The sequence below is a fragment of the Falsirhodobacter deserti genome, from assembly GCF_004015795.1.
GTDB classification, from domain to species: Bacteria; Pseudomonadota; Alphaproteobacteria; order Rhodobacterales; family Rhodobacteraceae; genus Falsirhodobacter; species Falsirhodobacter deserti.
On record NZ_ML137221.1, the window covers coordinates 108,422 to 128,760 of the forward strand.

At 62.7% G+C, this 20,339-nt stretch carries 14 protein-coding genes; 7 read left to right on the top strand and 7 right to left on the bottom strand.

All coding sequences use genetic code 11. The features are described 5' to 3' along the window. Window positions 1–562: 562 nt before the first annotated feature. Entirely contained in the window at window positions 563–1,090 is a 528-nt protein-coding gene (locus JX25_RS14010; RefSeq protein WP_128255727.1) for a DUF3237 domain-containing protein, read from the bottom strand. Next, window positions 1,090–2,694, bottom strand: a complete 1,605-nt coding sequence (locus JX25_RS14015; protein ID WP_128255728.1) for a tannase/feruloyl esterase family alpha/beta hydrolase — start codon at window positions 2,692–2,694, stop codon at window positions 1,090–1,092. The genes JX25_RS14010 and JX25_RS14015 overlap by 1 nt, the downstream gene beginning before the upstream one ends. Window positions 2,695–3,111: 417 nt before the next feature. On the opposite strand from JX25_RS14015, the gene JX25_RS14020 reads away from it, so the two are divergent. The 3 genes from JX25_RS14020 to glgB are packed head-to-tail and all read left to right on the top strand — an operon-like array spanning window position 3,112 to window position 10,516. Further along, window positions 3,112–5,082, top strand: coding sequence for an alpha-1,4-glucan--maltose-1-phosphate maltosyltransferase (locus JX25_RS14020; protein WP_421781003.1), 1,971 nt, complete (start codon window positions 3,112–3,114; stop codon window positions 5,080–5,082). Next, window positions 5,082–8,366, top strand: coding sequence for a maltose alpha-D-glucosyltransferase (gene treS / locus JX25_RS14025; RefSeq protein WP_128255730.1), 3,285 nt, complete (start codon window positions 5,082–5,084; stop codon window positions 8,364–8,366). The genes JX25_RS14020 and treS overlap by 1 nt, the downstream gene beginning before the upstream one ends. Continuing rightward, window positions 8,363–10,516, top strand: coding sequence for a 1,4-alpha-glucan branching protein GlgB (gene glgB / locus JX25_RS14030; protein ID WP_128255731.1), 2,154 nt, complete (start codon window positions 8,363–8,365; stop codon window positions 10,514–10,516). The genes treS and glgB overlap by 4 nt, the downstream gene beginning before the upstream one ends. Before the next feature lie 55 nt (window positions 10,517–10,571). Here glgB and malQ read toward each other — a convergent pair whose 3' ends face one another. After that, complete coding sequence (malQ, locus tag JX25_RS14035; RefSeq protein WP_128255732.1) at window positions 10,572–12,374, bottom strand: 4-alpha-glucanotransferase; 1,803 nt, start codon at window positions 12,372–12,374, stop codon at window positions 10,572–10,574. A 209-nt stretch (window positions 12,375–12,583) separates the two neighbouring features. On the opposite strand from malQ, the gene JX25_RS14040 reads away from it, so the two are divergent. Both JX25_RS14040 and JX25_RS14045 read left to right on the top strand, forming a co-directional pair. Beyond that, the gene (locus JX25_RS14040; RefSeq protein ID WP_128255733.1) at window positions 12,584–13,840 is read left to right on the top strand and encodes a hypothetical protein; all 1,257 of its coding nucleotides are present in this window, start codon (window positions 12,584–12,586) and stop codon (window positions 13,838–13,840) included. A 2-nt stretch (window positions 13,841–13,842) separates the two neighbouring features. Next, window positions 13,843–14,559, top strand: a complete 717-nt coding sequence (locus tag JX25_RS14045) for a COG3904 family protein (RefSeq protein ID WP_128255734.1) — start codon at window positions 13,843–13,845, stop codon at window positions 14,557–14,559. A gap of 70 nt (window positions 14,560–14,629) precedes the next feature. Here the strand turns inward: JX25_RS14045 and JX25_RS14050 are convergent, their stop codons facing one another. Next, window positions 14,630–15,529 carry a LysR family transcriptional regulator gene (locus JX25_RS14050; protein WP_128255735.1) on the bottom strand — a complete coding sequence of 300 codons (900 nt, stop codon included), beginning with the start codon at window positions 15,527–15,529 and terminating at the stop codon, window positions 14,630–14,632. Between the two features lie 105 nt (window positions 15,530–15,634). On the opposite strand from JX25_RS14050, the gene bla reads away from it, so the two are divergent. After that, window positions 15,635–16,510, top strand: coding sequence for a class A beta-lactamase (gene bla, locus JX25_RS14055; protein WP_128255736.1), 876 nt, complete (start codon window positions 15,635–15,637; stop codon window positions 16,508–16,510). Here bla and JX25_RS14060 read toward each other — a convergent pair. From JX25_RS14060 to JX25_RS14070, 3 genes are all read right to left on the bottom strand, one after another. Continuing rightward, complete coding sequence (locus JX25_RS14060; protein ID WP_128255737.1) at window positions 16,507–17,766, bottom strand: cation:proton antiporter; 1,260 nt, start codon at window positions 17,764–17,766, stop codon at window positions 16,507–16,509. The two genes, bla and JX25_RS14060, sit on opposite strands and share 4 nt — an antisense overlap. Before the next feature lie 145 nt (window positions 17,767–17,911). Further along, entirely contained in the window at window positions 17,912–18,211 is a 300-nt protein-coding gene (locus JX25_RS14065) for a hypothetical protein (RefSeq protein ID WP_128255738.1), read from the bottom strand. 111 nt (window positions 18,212–18,322) lie between these two features. Then, window positions 18,323–19,624 carry an HlyC/CorC family transporter gene (locus tag JX25_RS14070; RefSeq protein WP_128255739.1) on the bottom strand — a complete coding sequence of 434 codons (1,302 nt, stop codon included), beginning with the start codon at window positions 19,622–19,624 and terminating at the stop codon, window positions 18,323–18,325. Between the two features lie 218 nt (window positions 19,625–19,842). Between JX25_RS14070 and JX25_RS14075 the strand changes: the two genes are divergently transcribed. Next, window positions 19,843–20,217 (top strand): hypothetical protein, encoded by a 375-nt coding sequence (locus tag JX25_RS14075; RefSeq protein WP_128255740.1) that lies wholly within the window; start codon window positions 19,843–19,845, stop codon window positions 20,215–20,217. The last annotated feature ends 122 nt before the right edge of the window (window positions 20,218–20,339 follow it).

Sequence of the window (20,339 nt, forward strand, 5' to 3'; positions counted from 1 at the left end):
GTGACCCCAAGCCACTTCTGCGACAGGCCGGCGAGGGAGCCGTCTATCTACAAACATCCAAGCACCGCATCCACCTTTTTGCGGTTGGCTGCATCGTCCTTGCGGAAGGGCACCGCCCAAACCAGACCTGTGCCGATTTACGCCCCCATCTGCAGCCGCTGGTGCTTCTGCACCGCCCGGGCCGCAACGGTGGAGCTTGTAAGCGAGGCATCCGCCGGCTGGTCAGGACCGCTCCAGCGCGTCCGCTGCAGCGCCATCGGATGTGACGGTCAGGCCATCTTCCGCAGCATTGTTCTGAATGTATTCGTGAGAGGCGGAACCCTTGTTAACCGCGATGCGGAATCAGGTCCGAGAACTGTTTGTCGATCTGGATCGTCGTGCGCAACTGTTCTGCGATCCGCTTTGCCAGATGGGCATTGAACCCTTCCACACCACCTGAAAGGTTGAATTCGGGCGTGGAAGGGCCGGATTGGCCGCCCTCCCACTCAGCCCAGCGGGCGCGGATCGCATCCGTTTCTAGCGCACCCCCGCTGGCCTGTGCGGAACACCCTGCCCTGAATGGTCAGACCGGCGTGAAGACGCGGATCACGACCGCCGCCCGGTCAGGTCGTAACGAGCCGATGGTGCCGATGAAGACGCGATCATTCAACCAGGAATGCCGGCCTTCGGGTGCCGTGATCACAAGATGGGAAAAGCGGGTTCTGTCGGGCACGGATGCCATCCGGTTTCGCACCGTCAGATAAATCCCATCATCGGTCTGCATTTCATAGAACGCATCCAGAAGGCGCACCCCGTCAGGGCGAACCAGTTGCCGGTCCACGCCGCCTGCCAATACGGTGCCGCGCAATTTCGGTCCTTCAAACGTGCCGCCGGTAATGGGCACCATCCGGCGTTCGCCCACCGGACCCGCCCCAAGGTCTACGCCTTCCGCGATATCCACCACCGCCTCATAAACGAATTCCAGTTCGGGAGTGACAAACGGTACCTTTTCGGAGGTGGCGGTCTGCTGCGCCGCGGCAGGCAGTGCGGTCACGATAGGCGCTGCCGCTGCAAAGGCCAGCAAGCTGCGGCGTTGCATGACGTTCTTCATCAAAGTGCTCCTTCAGTCTGGCAGGAAAAGCTGGTGGCAAGTGCGGGATCGCCGGCGACATAGATGGCCGTCGTCGGATATGGGCAAAGGAGGCGGGACACTCCCGCGCCTTCCTCGGGCCGCGTGCGTGCTTCGACGGCCCCGGGGGCCACCCCATGCTCCACCCAGTTGACCAGCGCCGAAAGCAGATCGAAGTCGGACGCTGCATTCGGATCATGGCCGTGCGGCATGCCGGGCACCAGGTACAGCCGGGAATAGCTGTCCGCCCGCGGCGCATCGCGGTACCAGCTGACCGTATCCTGCGCCGAAAAGACCGGATCGCTTATCCCATGATAGACGATCATCTTTCCGCCCGCCTCGCGGAAGCCGGCAAAGCTCAGGTCAGGCGGGATCATCGCGTCAAGGGACGATTCCGGAAAGTCTTCGGTTGTCGCGGCAAGAAGGGCCGGATCGCGATCGAAGTCATACCCCAGAAGATGATCAAGCATGTCCTGCGCCGTGGTGCCAAGCGTTACCGGAGGCGTGCTGAAAACCTGTGCCAGCGTGGGCGACCCCATCGCCACGATCCGGGGCATCCGGTCCATCGCCCCCTCAGGCCCTTCAAGCTTCCATTGCCGCCAGTTGGCGCTGTTCATGCCACTGTCCCAGTACCATCCGGAATAAAGGGGCGCGCCGCCGGTGGTGTGGGGGCCTGCCATCATCCGCTTCAGCGCATCCACCTTCGCCGGCGGCAGGCACCCATCCCCTTCGCAAGCCAGACGGTCGGGATCGAAGACAGCCTGACACGTCTGAAAGGCAAAGATCATGCCATCTTCCAATCGATCCAGACGGTCGCATTGATCAAGCACCCCGGACGAAAGAACATCCAGTTCCTGTTGCGAAAAGGCGGTGCGGATATCGCCGGTCAACCCGTGGAAGATCTGTGCATCCCATGCGTGCTGGATCGCCGCCTTGGGCAGGTTGAACCCGGGATAGCCCACAAGAAAACCGTCAAACGCCTCGGGGAGGCGAGAGGCGGCCACCATGGCATGCCGCCCCCCGTTGGATCGGCCGATACCATAGGAATACCGGATAGGCGCCCCGTATGCCGCCTCGACGATCCGTCTTGCCACAGGGTCCAGCTTGGCTACTGCGGCATGACCGTAATCCGCCCGCGCCGTCGCATCGAAGCCGAACTGGGACGGACCCTGCAGCCCCTGATCGGGATGGGCGTCCATATCGTGGCCGGCATCGCTCGAAACAACGGCGAACCCCCGTGCCAATGCGGTTTGATCGGGATGTGCCACGTTGAATCCACCGCGTGCAGGAACAACGTTCCCATCCGCGCCGCCGTTGAACTGGTGCACGAAATTGCCGTTCCACGCATCGGGAAGGGCAATCTCGAACCGGATCGCATAGGAATTGCCGTCCTGCCCTTGATGCTCGGCCATGCGTCCGGTGACCAGACAGGCCTTGGCTTCATCGGATCGTGTCACGGGGTCAAGCCGCACACCTGCCGGTTCTTCCAACGAGATGTCAGGGCAAGCTTCCTGCGCCGGCGCGGTCGCCGCAAAGCCCGCAGCTGCGACGGCAGTGGCGAGCAAGAGCGTCTTGTTTGATATCATGCCTGTTTTCCCCCACTGGTTGTGGTGAAACAGTTAAAGGTTCGGCCGTCGCCAGACGTTGATGCGCAGTTCATTGGTCCTCCCAGATCCAGATGCCCCCGAAACCCGAAACGCCCTCCCGCCTTTCGGATAAGGAAGTGTTCGTTGCATCCTGCGGCCTGTCAACAAAAATGCTATAGTGCATAGCGGCTAGCCGTTGAGCGGGCCGATCGCCAGCCGTTTCGAACAGGGCATCATCGTGAAGACGCCGGAACCTTTTCAAGTCGGGCGATGTTGCTGACAGACTCAGCGAGGAGGCTCCGCGTGGCGAAACCGGAACTGAAGCAAGAGAAGCGGCGGCGCCCGCCGCAAAAAGCTGTCAAGACGGCCGAGCAGAAAACAATAGCTGTGGTGACCCACGATCCCGTCCTTGCCGCGCTGGCAAGCGAGCGGATCGCTATCGAGGCCGTCTCGATCGAGATCGACGGCGGCCGGTTCGAAGCGAAGGCCGTTGCCGGTCAGCCGTTCGAGGTTGCCGCCGATATCTTCTGCGACGGCCATGACACCATCGCGGCGGCCCTTGTCTGGCGGCCGAAAGGCGGGACGGAACTTGCTGAGGTGCCCATGCTACCGGTGGAGAACGACCGATGGGGCGGAACTCTTACCCTGCCGGAAAATGGCTGGTACGAATGCAGCATCATCGCTTGGCGGGACCTGTTTGCTGCCTGGCGGAAAGAGGTCATCAAGAAGCAGGCCGTCGGCCAGATGATCGGGCTGGAGTTGGAGGAAGGCCGCCGGATCATCGAGAAAACGCTGGCCCAAGGCGCCGCGTCGTCTGAGGATCGCGCCGTCCTTGAAAAGCTTTTGCACGATGATGCGCAGCAGGCCGGCGCAGGTGATGATGCCGATGTTCAGGCTGCCCGTTTCGCCCGGCTGAAGGATCCCGCCATCGCCGAGGTGATGCAGCGGAACGACCTGCGCGACAGCCTTACCCGTTACAAGATGCTGCCGGTTTTCGCAGATCGCAAGGCCGCCGCCTTCAGCGCATGGTACGAGATCATGCCGCGATCGCAGTCGGGCGACGTAAACCGGCACGGCACCTTCGCCGACGTGATCCCGCGGCTGCCCTATATCCGCGATCTTGGCTTTGACGTGCTGTATTTCCCGCCCATCCACCCCATCGGCAAGACCAACCGCAAAGGGCGCAACAACAGCCTGCGAGCCGAGGAAGGCGATCCGGGCAGTCCCTATGCCATCGGCTCTGCCGAGGGAGGGCACGATGCGATCCACCCCGAGCTTGGCACCTTTGACGACTTCCGCCGCCTGGTCGATGCCGCGAAAGACCATGGGCTGGAGATTGCGCTGGACTTCGCGATCCAGTGCTCTCCCGATCATCCTTGGATCAAGGAGCATCCCGAATGGTTCGACTGGCGGCCCGATGGATCGATCAAGTTCGCCGAGAACCCGCCCAAGAAGTACGAGGACATCGTCAACGTCCACTTCTATCGCGATGCCCTGCCCTCGCTTTGGTATACGCTGCGCGACGTGGTCCTGTTCTGGGTGGAACACGGCGTCCGCATCTTCCGCGTGGATAACCCGCACACCAAGCCCTTCCCGTTCTGGGAATGGATGATTGCCGAAGTGCGCGCAAAGGATCCCGGCGTGATCTTTCTTGCCGAAGCATTCACGCGCCCGAAGGTGATGAAGCGGCTGGCCAAGGTCGGCTATTCGCAGTCCTACTCCTACTTCACCTGGCGCAACGAGAAGCAGGAGATCACCGAGTATCTGACCGAGCTGACGCAGGAGGAGTGCCGCGAATACATGCGGCCGAACTTCTTCGTGAACACGCCCGACATCAACCCGAAGTTCCTGCAAACCAGCGGGCGGCCGGGCTTTCGCACGCGGCTGGTTCTGGCGGCCACGCTGGGCGGAAACTATGGCGTTTATAACGGATACGAGATTTGCGAGGCGGCAGCAGTTCCGGGCAAGGAGGAATACCTCAACTCCGAGAAATACGAGATCCGCGCGTGGGACATGGATCAACCCGGCCACATCCAGGACGACATCCGGCTTATGAACCGCCTGCGCCAATCCCATCCGGCGCTGCAGGAGTTCACGAACCTGCACTTCTATGAAGCGGACAATGACAACATCCTCGCCTATGGCAAGCAGAGGGGGAACGACTTTGTCCTGATCCACGTCAACCTCGATCCGCACAACACGCAGAGCTTCCGGTTCGAGGTTCCGATGTGGAAGTTCGGCCTGCCGGATGAAGCGTCGGTGGAGGTGCGTGACCTGATCCACGGCAACAGCTTCACCTGGCACGGCAAATATCAGTGGCTGGAACTTGAGCCCCAGACCCGTCCTTACGCCATTTGGCAGATTTTCGCCCCGGGAGTGCCGCGCTGATGGAGATATCCGCGAAGAAACGAGACAGCGCGAACTTTGCCGTCCGCACCGGCGGGGTCGATCGCGATCAGGCCGACTGGTACAAGGACGCTGTTATCTACCAGCTGCACATCAAGGCGTTCCAGGATTCGAACGGCGACGGCATCGGTGATTTCGCGGGGCTGATGCAGCGGCTGGACTATGTGCAGGAACTGGGGGTGACGGCGATCTGGCTGCTGCCCTTCTACCCCTCGCCGCTGCGCGATGACGGATACGACATCTCCGACTACCGCTCCATCAACCCGTCCTATGGCTCGATGAAGGACTTCAAGGCCTTTGTCGCCGAGGCACACAAGCGCGGCATCCGAGTCATCACCGAGCTGGTGATCAACCACACCTCGGATCAGCATCCGTGGTTCCAGCGAGCACGCAAGGCCAAGCGCGGCTCGGCCGCCCGCGACTGGTATGTTTGGTCTGACAGCGACGAAAAATGGCCTGAAACGCGGATCATCTTCCTGGACACCGAAAAGTCCAACTGGACTTGGGATCCGGTTGCGGGCCAGTTCTACTGGCATCGCTTCTATTCCCACCAGCCAGACCTCAACTTCGACAATCCCCGCGTGTTGGAGGAAGTGCTGAAGGTCATGCGCATGTGGCTGGACATGGGCGTGGACGGGCTGCGGCTGGACGCGATCCCCTATCTGGTGGAACGCGACGGCACCAACAACGAGAACCTTTCCGAAACCCATGACGTCCTGAAGAAGATCCGCGCCGATCTGGACGCGCATTTCCCCGACCGGATGCTTCTGGCCGAGGCGAACCAGTGGCCCGAGGACACACGCCCTTATTTCGGCGACGGCGACGAATGCCACATGGGCTTTCACTTCCCGCTGATGCCGCGCATGTACATGGCACTGGCGCAGGCCGACCGCCATCCGATCACGGACATCATCCGCCAAACGCCCGAGATTCCCGAACTATGCCAATGGGGCATCTTCCTGCGCAACCATGACGAGCTGACGCTGGAAATGGTGACGTCCGAGGAGCGCGATTATCTCTGGCAGACCTATGCGGCCGAAACGCGGGCGCGGATCAACCTTGGCATCCGCCGCCGGCTGGCGCCCCTGATGCAGAACAACCGCCGCAAGATCGAGTTGATGAATTCGATGCTGCTGTCCATGCCGGGGACCCCGATCATCTATTACGGGGACGAGATCGGGATGGGCGACAACTACTATCTCGGGGATCGGGACGGGGTGCGCACGCCGATGCAGTGGTCGGGCGACCGCAATGCCGGATTTTCGCGCGCCAAGCCGCAACAACTTTACCTTCCGACGATCATCGATGCTGTTTATGGCCATCAGGTCATCAACGTGGAGGCACAGGCGGACGATCCGTCGTCCCTGCTGAACTGGATGCGCCGGATGATCACGGTGCGCCGCCAGCATCCCGCCTTCGGGCGCGGGACGATGGTGCTGCTGTATCCACGCAACCGCAAGATCCTTGCCTATCTGCGCGAGCATGAGGGCAAGGCCTATCTGTGCGTGGCAAACCTGGCCGACAGCGCACAAGCGGTGGAACTGGACCTGAGCCGCCATCGCGGCACCGTCCCGATCGAGCTTACGGGGCGGTCCGCCTTCCCCCCAATCGGCGATCTGCCCTACATGCTGACGCTGCCCGCTTATGGCTTCTACTGGTTTGCCCTCAGCGATGAAGGGGAAACGCCGTCTTGGCACGAGGCGATGCCGGGCATCCTGCCTGAATTCATGACGCTGACCGCGCGCGATGGCCGGGTGGAAACGGCCCTTGGCGGGCGCGAGGGGACGCAGTTCCGCAAGGACGTTCTGCCGCAATGGCTGCCCCTGCAGCGCTGGTTCGCGGCAAAGGACGAGGCGATTGGCGCAGTGCGGATGACCCCACTGGGCAGCCTTGAGGGGGGGGAGCATGAGCTTGTCTCGCTTGAGGTGACCGTCGGGGACGAGGAGCAAAGCTATCTTCTGCCGATCTCGGCGCGGTGGGGGGATGAGAACCTTCGCCCCGGCGCACCGAAGCTTTCCTATACGCTGGCCAAGATCCGCCACACGGCCCGCGTGGGAGCCCTGATCGACGGGGCCTATGACGAACGTCTTCCGCAACTGCTGCTGGACGGCCTCAAGGAAGAGCGGTCGGACGGGAAACTGCGGTTCAAGGGCAGCGACGCCCTGCGCGCGATCGAGGAGCCGGGAGACCCACGGCAGCTTGGTGCCGAACAGTCCAACCTGTCCATCGCCTTCAGCGACAAGATCATCCTGAAGCTTTATCGCCGCATCCGCGCCGGGGATCAGCCGGATGTGGAGGTCGCACGCTTCCTGACTGAAGTGGCGGGATACGAACACACGCCCCGCTACTTGGGCGAGGTGGTGCATGACACCACGACACTGGCCGCCGCCTTCGCCTTTGTTCCGAACAGAGGCGACGCATGGACAGGGATCATCGACGCGTTGATGCTGGAGCTGCACGAACAGGAGGGGTGGTCCTCCACCTCGGAAGTGAGGCCTGAGGCAGCGGCCTTCGACTTCCCGCTCAGCATCGGGTCTCTGCTGGGGCAACGCACGGCCGAACTGCACAAGGCGCTGGCGACGGAAACCGACGATCCTTCCTTCAAGACAGAGGATCTGACACAGGATCAATTGGGCAAGTGGGCTCAGGATGCGCAGGCCGAAGCCGAAGCGCTGATGTCGCGGCTGAAACAGGCAGCCTTCCCCGAAGACGCCGCCCCGCTTGCCGAAACGCTGCTTGCGGCGCAGGACGAACTTTTCGCCAAGCTGCACGCGATCACGCAGATGGACCCGGCGTTCAAGCTGTCGCGCATCCATGGGGATTATCATCTGGGCCAAGTGCTTCTGGCGCAGAACGACGTCGCGATCATCGACTTTGAGGGTGAACCCGCACGTACGCTTGCCGAGCGGCGGGCGAAATCGTCGCCCCTGCGGGATGTCGCGGGCATGCTCCGCTCCTTCGACTATGCCGCGATGACCGTCATCGCGCGGCAGCGCCAAAGTTTTGGGCAGGGTGCGGAGCGCGAACTGGAACGCGTGGAAACCTGGCGCCAGACGGCGATGCGGGAATTCCAGACAGCCTATGCCGAACACTCCCGAGAGGTGGCGAGCCTTCCGGCGGATGCCGCGGCCCGCAAAACGCTGCTGGACTTCTTCCTGCTCCACAAGGCGGTTTATGAAGCCGGATACGAACTGGGCAACAGGCCTGCATGGGTTGGCATTCCGCTGAAGGGAATTCTTGATTTGCTGGGACGGGACGCAGAATGACAAGTGTTTCATCGACGGAGATCGAGGCCATCCTGCGCGGCAGGCACCATGACCCGTTCAGCATCCTGGGCCCCCACGACGGCGAGGTGCGGGTGTTCGCGCCCCAAGCATCGGAAGTGACGGTTCTTGACGCACGGGGTCGGACCGCGTTGGAGCGTGTTCATCCCGAGGGCTTCTTCGCCGGCCCCATTGCCGACCGCGAATACCGGCTGGAGATGCGATCCGGCGATCATGTCTGGGAGGTGGACGACCCTTATCGTTTCGATCCGGTGATGGGGGAAATGGACGAATACCTTCTGGCCGAAGGGCGCCACCGGAAGCTTTATGAACGGATGGGGGCACATCCTGCGGTGCATCAGGGGGTCGAGGGCGTGGCTTTTGCCGTTTGGGCCCCTAATGCGCGGCGCGTCAGCGTTGTCGGTCATTTCAACGCATGGGATGGCAGGCGCCACCCGATGCGCAAGCGTCTTGGGCCGGGGATCTGGGAGTTGTTCATCCCCGGTCTCGTGCCCGGCGAAATCTACAAGTACGAGATCATCAGCGCCCATGGGGAGCGGATGCCCCTGAAGGCCGATCCTGTCGGCTTCTCCCATGAAAGCGCGCCGGGGACGGCGTCCGTGATAGCGTCGCAGCCGGAACACCGTTGGCAGGATGCAGGGTGGCTGGCTGAACGGGCACAGCGGCAGGACAGGACGGCCCCGATATCCATCTACGAGGTTCACCTCGGATCATGGCGACGGGGCGGTGCGGGCGAGATACTGGACTATGACGCGATCGCCGATCTGCTTGTTCCCTATCTGACCGAGATGGGCTTCACGCATGTGGAATTCCTGCCCGTGTCGGAGCATCCTTTCACCGGATCGTGGGGCTACCAGCCAATCGGCCTGTTTGCCCCCACCAGCCGTTACGGTTCGGCCGAGGCATTTGCGCGGTTGGTGGACAAGCTGCACATGGCCGGCATTGGCGTCATCATCGATTGGGTCCCGGCGCATTTTCCTTCGGACGCGCATGGGCTGAGCAGGTTCGACGGCACCGCGCTTTATGAACATGCCGATCCAAGGCAGGGCTTCCACCGCGACTGGAACACGCTGATCTACAACTTCGGGCGGCGCGAGGTTGCCAACTTCCTGCAATCGAGCGCGCTTTACTGGCTGGACAAGTTCCACGTCGACGCGCTGCGCGTGGATGCGGTCGCCTCGATGCTGTACCTCGACTATTCGCGCGAAGCCGGCGAATGGATCCCCAACGAGTTTGGCGGAAACGAGAATCTTGAAGCCATCGCCTTCCTGCGCGACGTGAACGAACGGGTGTGCGAGGATTATCCCGGTGCCATCACCATCGCTGAGGAATCGACCGCTTTTCCGAAGGTCAGCCGACCGGTTCAGGACGGTGGCCTCGGCTTCGGGTTCAAGTGGAACATGGGCTGGATGCATGACACGCTGGGCTATTTCCGGCAGGACCCGATCCATCGGCGGTACCATCAGGGCAGCCTGACCTTCGGGCTCGTCTATGCCTTCTCCGAAGATTTCGTGCTGCCGCTGAGCCATGACGAGGTGGTGCATGGCAAGGGCTCCCTCATCCGGCAGATGGCCGGGGACAGGTGGCAGAAATTCGCGAACCTGCGCGCATATTTCGCGTTCATGTGGACCCATCCCGGCAAGAAGCTGCTGTTCATGGGCGGCGAGTTTGCGCAGGATCGGGAATGGAACCACGATCAGTCACTGGACTGGCACCTTCTGGACGATCCGCTGCATCGGGGCATGCAAACCCTGATCGCGGATCTGAACCGCCTGTATCGCGACCGGCCGGCCCTTCACCGCATGGATTGCGATCCGGCGGGATTCGAGTGGATTGATACCAGCGATACGGTCCAAAGCGTGCTCGTCTATCTGCGCAAGGCAGATACGGACGCGCCGCCTGTGGTCGTGGTGTGCAATCTGACCCCGCAAGTGCACTTCGATTACCGGATCGGCGTGCCGCAAGGTGGAAAATGGCGCGAGGTTCTGAACACTGACAGCGACCGCTATGGCGGATCGAACGTCGGCAACCACGCCGTGATCGAGGCAGAGGATGTGCCTTGGCACGGGCGGAACTCTTCGCTGAGCCTCACTCTGCCCCCGCTTGCAGTGATCGTTCTTTCCCCGGAGTGACGAGATGCGGCGCAGCTTCGAGGCCGCGCCGTCGTCTCAAGGCCCAGCTGGCCCTTCAACCGCCGGCCTTCGGCCGCTCCTTGCGCAACCCGCGGGCGATTGACTGGAACAAGGGAACGTTCCCGATATCCTCCAGTGTGGTGCCAAGCTTGAGGCGCCAGTTCGGATATTCGTCCAAGGTGCTGGGTACGTTGACGGGCTTGGTTTCGCCCACCATGTCCTCCAGCCGCGCCGCGAACAGAAGGGACGGAGTGCGGGCAAGATGCCGGTGCACCGCAGCGACCACTGCCTCTGGCGCGGCCTGTGTGGCGGTGGCGGGAACGTCATCTTCAGCTAGGAGGCCGCCCTTTTTCAGGTCTTGCAGCAACTCCGCGCGCTCTGTTTCGCGGGCAGTGGATTGATCATGTGCCGCCGCGTCGCTGATGAAGCCGAACGAGGCGCGCAGCCTGATGTCATCACCCATCCACCAGCCTTGAAAAGTCGGAAGGTCGTGGGTGGACAGGCAGGCAAGGGCAAGCGGCGGGTAATCTTCGGGCGGGATAAATCCGTCCTCGTTCCGCTCGAACATGAAGATGCGATAGGACAGGATGCCGGCTTCTGCCATGACATCGCGAAAACCGGGCGGCACGTTGCCCAGATCCTCGCCGATGACGATCGTCTTGTTGGCATGGGACGCATCGGCCAAGGCCCGCAGCATATGTGCGATCGGATAACGGACATAGGTTCCCTCTGCGGGGCCGGCACCGTCCGGGATCAGGAACAACTGCCAAAGGCCCATTGCATGATCGATCCGCAACGCGCCTGCCCGCTCTGTCGCGCCTTGCATCAGCGCCTGGTAAGGCGCCGCACGGCTATCGGCCATGCGCAGGGGTGACAGCGGCGCAAGGCCCCAATCCTGCCCATTCTCGTTGAAGTAATCGGGCGGCGCACCGATCCTGACCGAAGACATGACATCGCGGTCGCCCCAGCTGCCGGACCCTCCGGCCGCTTCCCCCACTGCAAAATCAAGGTAAAGGCCAATGCCCATTCCGGCCGCATGACAAGCCGTGCGTGCAGCGTTCAGTTGGCGGTCCGCCTCGTATTGCAGCCAGCGATGGAAAACACATGCGGATTGATCGGTGCGGGCAAATTCCGCGACGGCGGGGCTGTTCACGTCGCGGTACTGGGGGGGCCAGCATTGCCAGCCGGCCCCATGACCGCGCTCCACCATGGTTTCCGAAAGCGCTTCAAACACCGCGTGACGTTCCAGATCCTCGCGGTCCTGATGATGGAACGACTGCGGCGCATCGGGTGATCCCGCCTCGGCCCAGAGCTGGCGCAGCACCTGCATCTTCACGGCCGTGACGGCGGGATAATCCACCAGCTCCGCTTCGCGCAGATCGGCAAGGGTCTGGGGGGCGACCATATCCGGCCGAAATCCCGTCATCCGGTCCACTGCAAGGTATAACGGGTTGAGAAAGCGGCGGTTCGACGGCGAGAACGGGCTGCGAAGCGACGGGTCGGACAGGAACAACGCGTGCAGCGGATTGAGGCCGATGAAGTCCGCCCCTGCAGCCCCGAGGATTTCCGCCAGCCTTTCCAGATCAGCAAAATCGCCTATGCCCCAGTTGCGCCCGGAGCGAAGCTGGTAAAGCTGCACCGCCACGCCCCAGACGCGCGGCGCATCCGGCGGCAGATAACAGCGCACACCCTCGGGCGCCCGAAGTTCATGAACGGGCGCGGATGGGGCAGCATTGCCACCCAGCACATCCAGCAAGGCCTCCAGCGTTTCGCGGGGAGCGGTATGCATCGTGCCGCCCATGCCTTCATATTCGGGCTGAATGCCGAAGCTGAGTGCGCGCGCCTGAACGCTGTTCATGTCGAAGCCATCTTTTTCTGACAAAGGCCTGCCCCGGTTCTTGCTGTGGGTTGATGTGCCCTGCAGCAACGCTTGCCCCAAGCACTTGTTCCGGCACTTGCGGGTGCGCCCTCCAGCGTCAGATGCCGAAACCGTGAGGGGATGCAAAGGTGACAAAGCGGCACCCGTGTCCTTAATTCGGACAACCACCCTCACATCGCGGAGAGCGCATGGGCGACCCTTCCCCTTCGGCACAACGATCCGGCGACCGCTATGCGCGGGAACTGGAGCGGCATCTTGACTGGCTTGATACCTTCACCTCCACGGCGCTTGGCGTTCTGGCGGCTGCCTCGGGGATATACACCTATATCGGGGTGCGAACGCTGCTTGACGATCCGGGCCTTTGGACAACCTTCGCCGCACTTGCCTATTCCGTTGCCGTGTCGGTCGCGATCTTCGTGTTCTGGTCCTATATGCTGCGGCTGCTGCCGGCGGTGCGTTCCGCCGCCTCGCGGGTGGGGCTGCTTCTGACGATGGCGCTTGGCTGCTGCGCGATCATCGCGATGTCGGCATGGCTGAACGCTGCGGCGCTTGCAGGCGGGGCGGCGGTGGAAACGCACATGGCCACCACGGTGCAGGATTATCAGGCCTCACTGGAACGGGCCCATGCCAATGCAGTGGCAGGCCAGTCACTGTCGCGGGACGTGGCACGGGTTCGGCAAAGCTTTCAGGACCTGTCCGAGCAGGAGGCGAGCGGATCGCTGTCAGGCTTTTCCGGTCGCGGCGCAGTTTTCAGAGTTCTGACCCAGAAAAGCGCCGAGCTTCAGGCGCTTGAAGACCAGATCGCAGCCGTGGAAACACCGATCAAGGCTGCCTTCGGCCAAGGCAATGCCATCCTGTCGCGCATGCGGGGCCTGTCTACGCAACCCGGCGCATTGGAGGATCGGACCGTCCGCTTTTCAGCCGACGCGGTCGAACTGTCGGGGCTTATCACGCAACTTCGCCAGTTGAACCCGGCACCGCTGGTTGCCCGCGCCGCGTCCGACCTGTCGGAGGCTGTCGTTCTGCCGGAACTGGATGGCACCACGGCCGAAATGCGGGCCGGCCAATCCAGCACCATCACCTCGGTCCTGTCGCTTGTGGAACAGCGGGCCACCACCCTGCTGACGGCCGCGAACGAGGTGTTGGCCCTGCCCCAACCGGACGAGGCCGTTTATGCCCCGATGTCCGCCGCCGATGCCGTGATCGCCTATGCGGGCAACTTCATTCCGGCATGGGCGGGTGCCATCGCCATAGACCTGCTTCCGGCCATTCTTGTTTTCACGATGATGGTCGTTCAGGCCGCGATCCGCAGCGGGCGCGGCGAAGGCCATACCGATGACCGGATGACGGTGGGCGAACTGCGGGCGGCGCTTGCTGCCGCCGAATTGTTGCGCCAGCCCCCGCCCGAGGAGCCGCGCCCGGCACTTACGCGGCCGGAGGCCTGAAGATGTCGGTTCTGTCATCGCCGCGGAAGGCGATCCGGGCAGTCCTTTTCGCCCAGGTGGCGCTGGCGGGGGCGATCGTGGCCCTGGACCTGCTGGGAGCGCCGGACACTGCCGCGCCGGGGCTTTTCGCCCCGCCGGCCGAAGGCCCCAGCGTCCGGCCCTATCGCCCCGACCTGCGCCCCGCCGCGCCCGGAACGCCAGCGATGCGGCCGATGTCGAAGTCGCTGGTATTCACTGCCGAGGACGGGGCGATCCGCGTCACCGGCCAGATCGCACCCGGTGATGCCGACAGGTTCGTGTCATGGCTGGATCAGAACCGGCTTGCCGAAACCAGTGTCTCGCTGGACAGTTCCGGCGGATCGGTTCCGGACGGTATGGCCATCGGACGGACCATCCGCTCTGCCGGATATACGACCGAAGTGGCCGAAGGTTCTGTCTGCATGTCTGCCTGCCCCTACATGCTGGCAGGCGGCGTGGAACGCATTGTGGCCAAGGGCGGCATCGTCGGCGTTCACCAGCATTATTTCGGCGAGAACACGATCCTGCCCGCTTTCATGGCCGTGAAGGACGTGCAGCGTGGGCAGGCAAGCGTGATGGACTTCCTGACGGAAATGGGGGTGGACCTGCGCGTGATGTCCTATGCCCTCAGAACCCCGCCGGAGGAGATCTATGTCCTTGATCCGGATCTGATGCGTGACCTGCGGCTGACGACGCACTGACACTGCGTCACCAGTTGCGGTGGCACTGGGGCGCATGACGCGGGAAGCGCCGCGGCCTTCCTGCGGCCACTTATGGCGCTTGGCGCGCAAGACCAGCGGGACGGCCCGCCTCCTTCCGCATCCAGTCAAGAAGCGCCCTCATCGCAGGATTGAGGTTACGATCCGCGGGGATGGTCAGCCAATAGCCGCCAAGCGTCACGGTCGTGTCGAAAGGTTGCACAAGGCGCGCTGAGGCGAGATCGGCCTCGAACATCGGCAGGGGAAGAAGGGCGATGCCGTGCCCGCGCGCCGCCAGATCCGCCATCGCAATGGAACTGTCAAAAACCGGGCCGGTCGGTGCAGGACCAGCCACCCCTGCCTCGCCGAACCATTGGGTCCATTCGTCGCTGCGATAGCTGCGAAGCAGCCTTTGCTTGGGCAGGTCCTCCGGGCCGGTCAGTTGCGCCGCAACCTCCGGCGTGCAAAGCGGTGACATGGGCACTGGCATGATCGGCAGCGCCTCCAGGCCGGGCCAGCGCCCGTTTCCGAAGCGGACAGCCAGATCCAGCCCCTCGCGGGCAATCTCCACGCGGTTATTGTGGGTTGAAATGCGCAGGACAATCTCGGGGAACTGCCTCTCGAACGAGGCGAGGCGCGGGATCAACCATCCTGCGGCAAAGGTTGTCACGACGCCAAGGTTCAGAACTTCCACCTGGCGCTGGCCGGAAACACGATCAAGGGCCCGGCCGATGTCGTTCAGGCTGCGCTCCAGCACGGGGAAGATGATCTGCGCTTCTTCCGTCAGGGTCAGCCCGGCGGGGGTTCTCAGGAACAGTGTTGCGCCGATCAACTCCTCCAACCGTGCGATCTGGTGACTGACGGCGGCCTGCGTCACGCGCAGTTCCACCGCCGCGCGGGTGAAGCTTCCTTGCCGCGCAGCCACTTCGAAAGCGCGCAGGGCGTTCAACGGAATGTCGGGCCGATCTGCCATGAGTTTATCTTGTGCCGATCCTGAGGCTTTGTCGTCTCCCTCCACCATATCGACTGCTTTACGACAAACGACACAAGATTTCTTCATCCAGACAGGAAACAGCTGATGGTGTCCCTACCCCTTTTTCTGCGGCGGCTTGCCGACGCCGCCGCAGCAACGCTTCTGGCCGCCCCCGCTTTGCATGCAGCGCCGGATCCGCTTCCCGCCACCATCACCCGGTGGGAAACGCAGCTTTCCGCCCGCATCGGCGTGGCCCTGCATGACAGCGGGTCGGGCCAAAGCTGGGGCTACCGCGAGGATGAACGGTTTCCCCTGAACAGCACGGTCAAGGTTCCGATCTGCGGCGGGATTCTGGCGCTTGCCGATCAGGACCAGCTTGAGCTGGAGGAAGGCGTCACGATCACGGAAGGCGATATCCTTTCCTATGCCCCTGTCACCCGCGAACATGTGGGGGAACAGCTGACGGTAAGCGATCTGTGTTTTGCGGCGCTGGATCGCAGCGACAACACCGCTGCAAACCTGCTGATCAGGCGGGCGGGCGGCGTGGGCGCACTGACGGAATTCCTGCGCGGGATCGGTGACGATGTGACCCGTCTGGACCGGATGGAACCCGAGTTGAACAGCTACGACACCGGAGAGCTGCGCGACACCACCACCCCCGCCGCCATGATCGCCACGCTTCAGCGGCTGGCGCAGGGAGATGCGTTGCAACCTGCCTCGCAGGAACGGCTGGTTGGCTGGATGCAGCCGGGCGGCGTGACGGGTCCGCTTCTTCGCCCCTCGATCCCCGAAGGATGGGACATCGCCGACAAGTCAGGTGCCGGTGATAACAGCCGCAGCATCGTGGCGATGATCACCCCGCCAGGTGGCGCGCCCGCTTTCCTTGCCATCTACATCGCGCAAACCGATGCCGACCTGAACACGCGCAACGCCGCCGTGGCCGAAATCGGCGCGGAACTCGTCCGGATACTGAAGGACTAGGCCTGTCCTTCATCCCTTCGGTTCAACCAGCGGGCGACGCGCCCCAGCGTCAGTCCCTGCACGAGGATCGAGAAGACGACAACCGCATAGGTGGCTGCAAGGATCAATGCCTTCCATTCGCTGTCGGGCAATGACAGTGCCAGCGCGATGGAAATGCCGCCCTTCAGCCCGCCCCATGTCATCAGAGGGATCACGTCGCGCCCCTCCTTGCGGATGGGGCGCAGCATGAGGATCGGCAGTGCCACCGCAAGAAGCCGGGCCACCAGTGCAAGTCCGATGGTAGCCGGCAGCGCAATCCACATGTCCGATGACACGGTCAACTGGAAGATCTCCATCCCGATCATAAGGAACAGGGTCGCGTTCAGGATATCGTCGATCAGCCGCCAGAATCCGTCGACATAGGTGCGCGTTTCCTCTGACATGGCATCCCGCCGGCCCACGCTGCCGATCATCAGACCGGCTACCACCGCCATGATCGGGGCCGAAACCTCCAGCGCCAGTGCCAGTTCATAGCCGCCGAAGGCGAGCGCCAGCGTGATCATCACCTCCAGCGGGTAATCGTTCATTCGCCGCATGATCTGGAATACGCCCCAGCCCAGCACTGCGCCCAGAAGCGCGCCGCCCGCAGCCTCGCGCAGGAAAAGTTCGGCGGCGGCGGCAAGATGGAACGTGCCTGCGCCATGCCCGCCTTCGGAGGGAAAAGCCAGCCCCACCAGCAGCAAAAACACCACATAGCCGACGCCGTCGTTGAAAAGCGACTCTCCGGCAATCTTGGTTTCAAGGCTTTGCCGTATCTTGGCGTCCTGCAAGATCCCCAGCACCGCCACTGGATCGGTGGGAGAGATCAGGGCCCCGAAAACCAGCGCCACCAGCAGCGGCATCCCCGTGATCCAGGAAAAGCCGGTGCCCACGATAGCCGCGGAGATGGCAATGCCAAGTGTCGCCATCAGCAGCACCGGCAGCGCCTCGCGCTTGAGATGCTCCAGCGGGACATGAAGCGCGCCGGCGAACAGCAAAAGCCCGAGCATTCCGTCCAGCAAGGAACCGGAAAACTCCATTGACGTCACAAGATCGCGCACCTGCTGTACCAGCTGCAGACCGGGCATCCAGCTGTCCACCGCCAGAATCGCGATGGAGCCAAGCAGCGCCGTCACCATGATCCCGATCGAGGGCGGCAGGCGGAACACGAAATAGTTGATGCTGCCGGAGACTGCCGCCAGCACAAGGATGATCGAAGCGATCTGAAGCGGAGTCATCGGGCCGTCCTCTGCGATATCGTCATCCTGCCGGACCTAGCGCTGCATCGGCAGCTTCCAATCTACGCGTCGGAAACCTGCGCGGCTGCATAACCTCAGCATTTCGCCCTGGGCCTATCGCAGCTTCCAGTTTCCAGCCTCTCCTTCAGCGCATGGCGCGGGAACGCATCCTGAACGTTGACCGTGCGGTGTGGACGCAGAACGAAACCCTCGATCTGGCCGAGATTTCACCGGCCATACCTGCCGCCACCATTCGGATCATCCGCAGAAGAAGGGCACCAATGACCTTCTGATCCTGACGCAGCCGGATACGATCGAGGAAATCCACTTCAACTATGCAGTGGCAGATCACCTGGCGCCGCCGCCTGACCGCAACGAAGGGAAAACCGGCTTCCTCCGGTGCGGAAGATCTGGCGCAATCGACAGCGCCTTCGCTGGCTTTCACCGATACTCCGGTCCGCGACGGCTGAGCGCCGGGGCTGCATACAGCCATGCCGCTGATGGTGCGGGTTTGATCGACCATATGAAAGGAAGGCCCAGTGCCCCCCTTTGCCCGTCACTCGGTCCGGATGCGCAATCTGACCAAGCGATTGGCCTCGCGCTCCAGCACTTCGAAGCGATAGCCGGCGATGATGAATGCCTCACCCGCATGGGGGATATCATGCGCCTTGTTGATGACCAGACCTGCCAGCGTCACCGCGTCTTCCTCGGGCAGGTTCCAGTTCAGGCTGCGGTTCAGCGCCCGGATGGTGACATCCCCTTCCACATCGATGGAGCCGTCCTCGTTGGTTGCGTATTGCGCGGCGGGCGCGGGATCGTGTTCGTCGGTTATGTCGCCCACGATCTCTTCCATGATATCTTCAAGGGTGATCAGGCCACGCACCGCGCCGTATTCGTCCAGCACGATCGCGGCATGGGTTTTCTGGCGCAGGAAAGTATGCATCTGGTCATCAAGATGCGTCACCTCCAGCACATACTGGGCTTCCATCGCGATGGAGGCGATATCCAGTGCCTGCAGCGCCTCCACCCCGCCTTCCAGAACGGCCTTCTGCACCGCCCGTGCAAGGTCCTTGGCGTGCAGAATGCCGATGATCTGGTCGGCATCGGTGTGATAGATCGGCAGCCGGGTGTGGGGAGATGCCAACGCCTCTGCGATCACCTCCAGCGAAGGCTTGGCGATGTCGATCATCTGCACGTCGCGGCGATGGGTCATCACCTCCTCGACCGAGCGATGCGCCAGATCCAGCGCGCCGAACAGCCGGTCGCGGTCCGCTTTTTCCATTCCTCCTTCGAAATGGTGCAGGGTGATGGCGTCGGCGATCTCCTCATGGGCCGCGAACGGGCGTGCATCTTCGGGGCGCACACCCATCAGGCGCAGGATCTGCCGCACAATCACCTGCACCACCGCAACAACGGGCGAGGCGACCATGACCACAATTCGCATGAACCCCGAAACCCGGCGCGCCAGCGGTTCCGCGTTGGCAATGGCGTAGGTTTTCGGCAGTACTTCCGAAAAGATCAGAACAAGTGCCGTCATCACCAGCGTCGCCGCAGCCACGCCGCCATCGCCCAGCACCACCGTGAAGAACATGGTGGCCAGCGAGGTGGCAAGAATATTGACGAGGTTGTTTCCCAGCAGGATTGCGCCGATAAGGCGCTCCTTGTCCTCGGTCAGGTCAAGCGCCCGTCCCGCAGCCTTGTCGCCCCGTCCTGCCATGTTGTGCAACTTGCCGCGGCTGGCCGTGGTAAGCGCGGTTTCCGACCCCGAAAAGATCGCCGAGCAGAACAGCAGCAGCAGAATTGCAACGCCCGTGCCAATAAGGAACAGTAAGGACGGCGTGGCGACGATGTCCTGCATAAGCAGTCTCCGGTTGGTTGCGGCGCCGGTATGACGCGGCGACGGGATTTCAGGTTCCCCTCGTTACCGTATCGTGCCCGCGTCGGCACCCCATTATCTTGCCGCAGATGCGGCACAGGGGGAAGTCCCACCAGCAGGCTGCTGCCGATGAAGCAAACGCCATCTCAACCTTTCTGCAGAAAGCGCTATATCCTGATACCATTCCAGGAGTGCACGAGATGAAGATCAGATCAACATTGACCTTGGTGGCGGCGATCGCAGCCTTGGCCGGAACGCCCGTTCTTGCCGATCCGGGTGGCGGGCGCGGCAACGGGAACCATGGCAACCACCAGAACGGCGGGCGTGATTGCCCGCCCGGGCTTGCCAAGAAGAACCCGCCCTGCGTGCCGCCGGGGCAGGCACGCCACGGGAAAGGGGTCGGGGATATCCTGCGCAACGGCGATTATATCGTCATCCGCGATCCGCGCCGCTACAACCTCGAGCCGCGGGATGATTGGCGGTATTACCGGGACGGGGACCGCGTCTATCGAGTGGACCCGACGACCCGGAAGATCCTGGCGGTCGTCAACCTGATAGACGCCTTCACGAATTGAGGCAGGCAGCCTGCGCGATGATGTCGCGCGGCATCATCCTGCAGTTGTGCATCGCTTACAAACATACTAGTATGCGCGCAATGTGAGGATAGCCCAAATGGAAGACGCACCGCGGCAAAGAC

Bases quoted from the DNA above. Each gene is read 5' to 3' on its own strand.
- JX25_RS14010 (WP_128255727.1), bottom strand. From the start codon at position 1,090: ATGAAGAACGTCATGCAACGCCGCAGCTTGCTGGCCTTTGCAGCGGCA.
- JX25_RS14015 (WP_128255728.1), bottom strand. From the start codon at position 2,694: ATGATATCAAACAAGACGCTCTTGCTCGCCACTGCCGTCGCAGCTGCG.
- treS (WP_128255730.1), top strand. From the start codon at position 5,082: ATGGAGATATCCGCGAAGAAACGAGACAGCGCGAACTTTGCCGTCCGC.
- glgB (WP_128255731.1), top strand. From the start codon at position 8,363: ATGACAAGTGTTTCATCGACGGAGATCGAGGCCATCCTGCGCGGCAGG.
- malQ (WP_128255732.1), bottom strand. From the start codon at position 12,374: ATGAACAGCGTTCAGGCGCGCGCACTCAGCTTCGGCATTCAGCCCGAA.
- JX25_RS14040 (WP_128255733.1), top strand. From the start codon at position 12,584: ATGGGCGACCCTTCCCCTTCGGCACAACGATCCGGCGACCGCTATGCG.
- JX25_RS14045 (WP_128255734.1), top strand. From the start codon at position 13,843: ATGTCGGTTCTGTCATCGCCGCGGAAGGCGATCCGGGCAGTCCTTTTC.
- JX25_RS14050 (WP_128255735.1), bottom strand. From the start codon at position 15,529: ATGGCAGATCGGCCCGACATTCCGTTGAACGCCCTGCGCGCTTTCGAA.
- bla (WP_128255736.1), top strand. From the start codon at position 15,635: ATGGTGTCCCTACCCCTTTTTCTGCGGCGGCTTGCCGACGCCGCCGCA.
- JX25_RS14060 (WP_128255737.1), bottom strand. From the start codon at position 17,766: ATGACTCCGCTTCAGATCGCTTCGATCATCCTTGTGCTGGCGGCAGTC.
- JX25_RS14070 (WP_128255739.1), bottom strand. From the start codon at position 19,624: ATGCAGGACATCGTCGCCACGCCGTCCTTACTGTTCCTTATTGGCACG.
- JX25_RS14075 (WP_128255740.1), top strand. From the start codon at position 19,843: ATGAAGATCAGATCAACATTGACCTTGGTGGCGGCGATCGCAGCCTTG.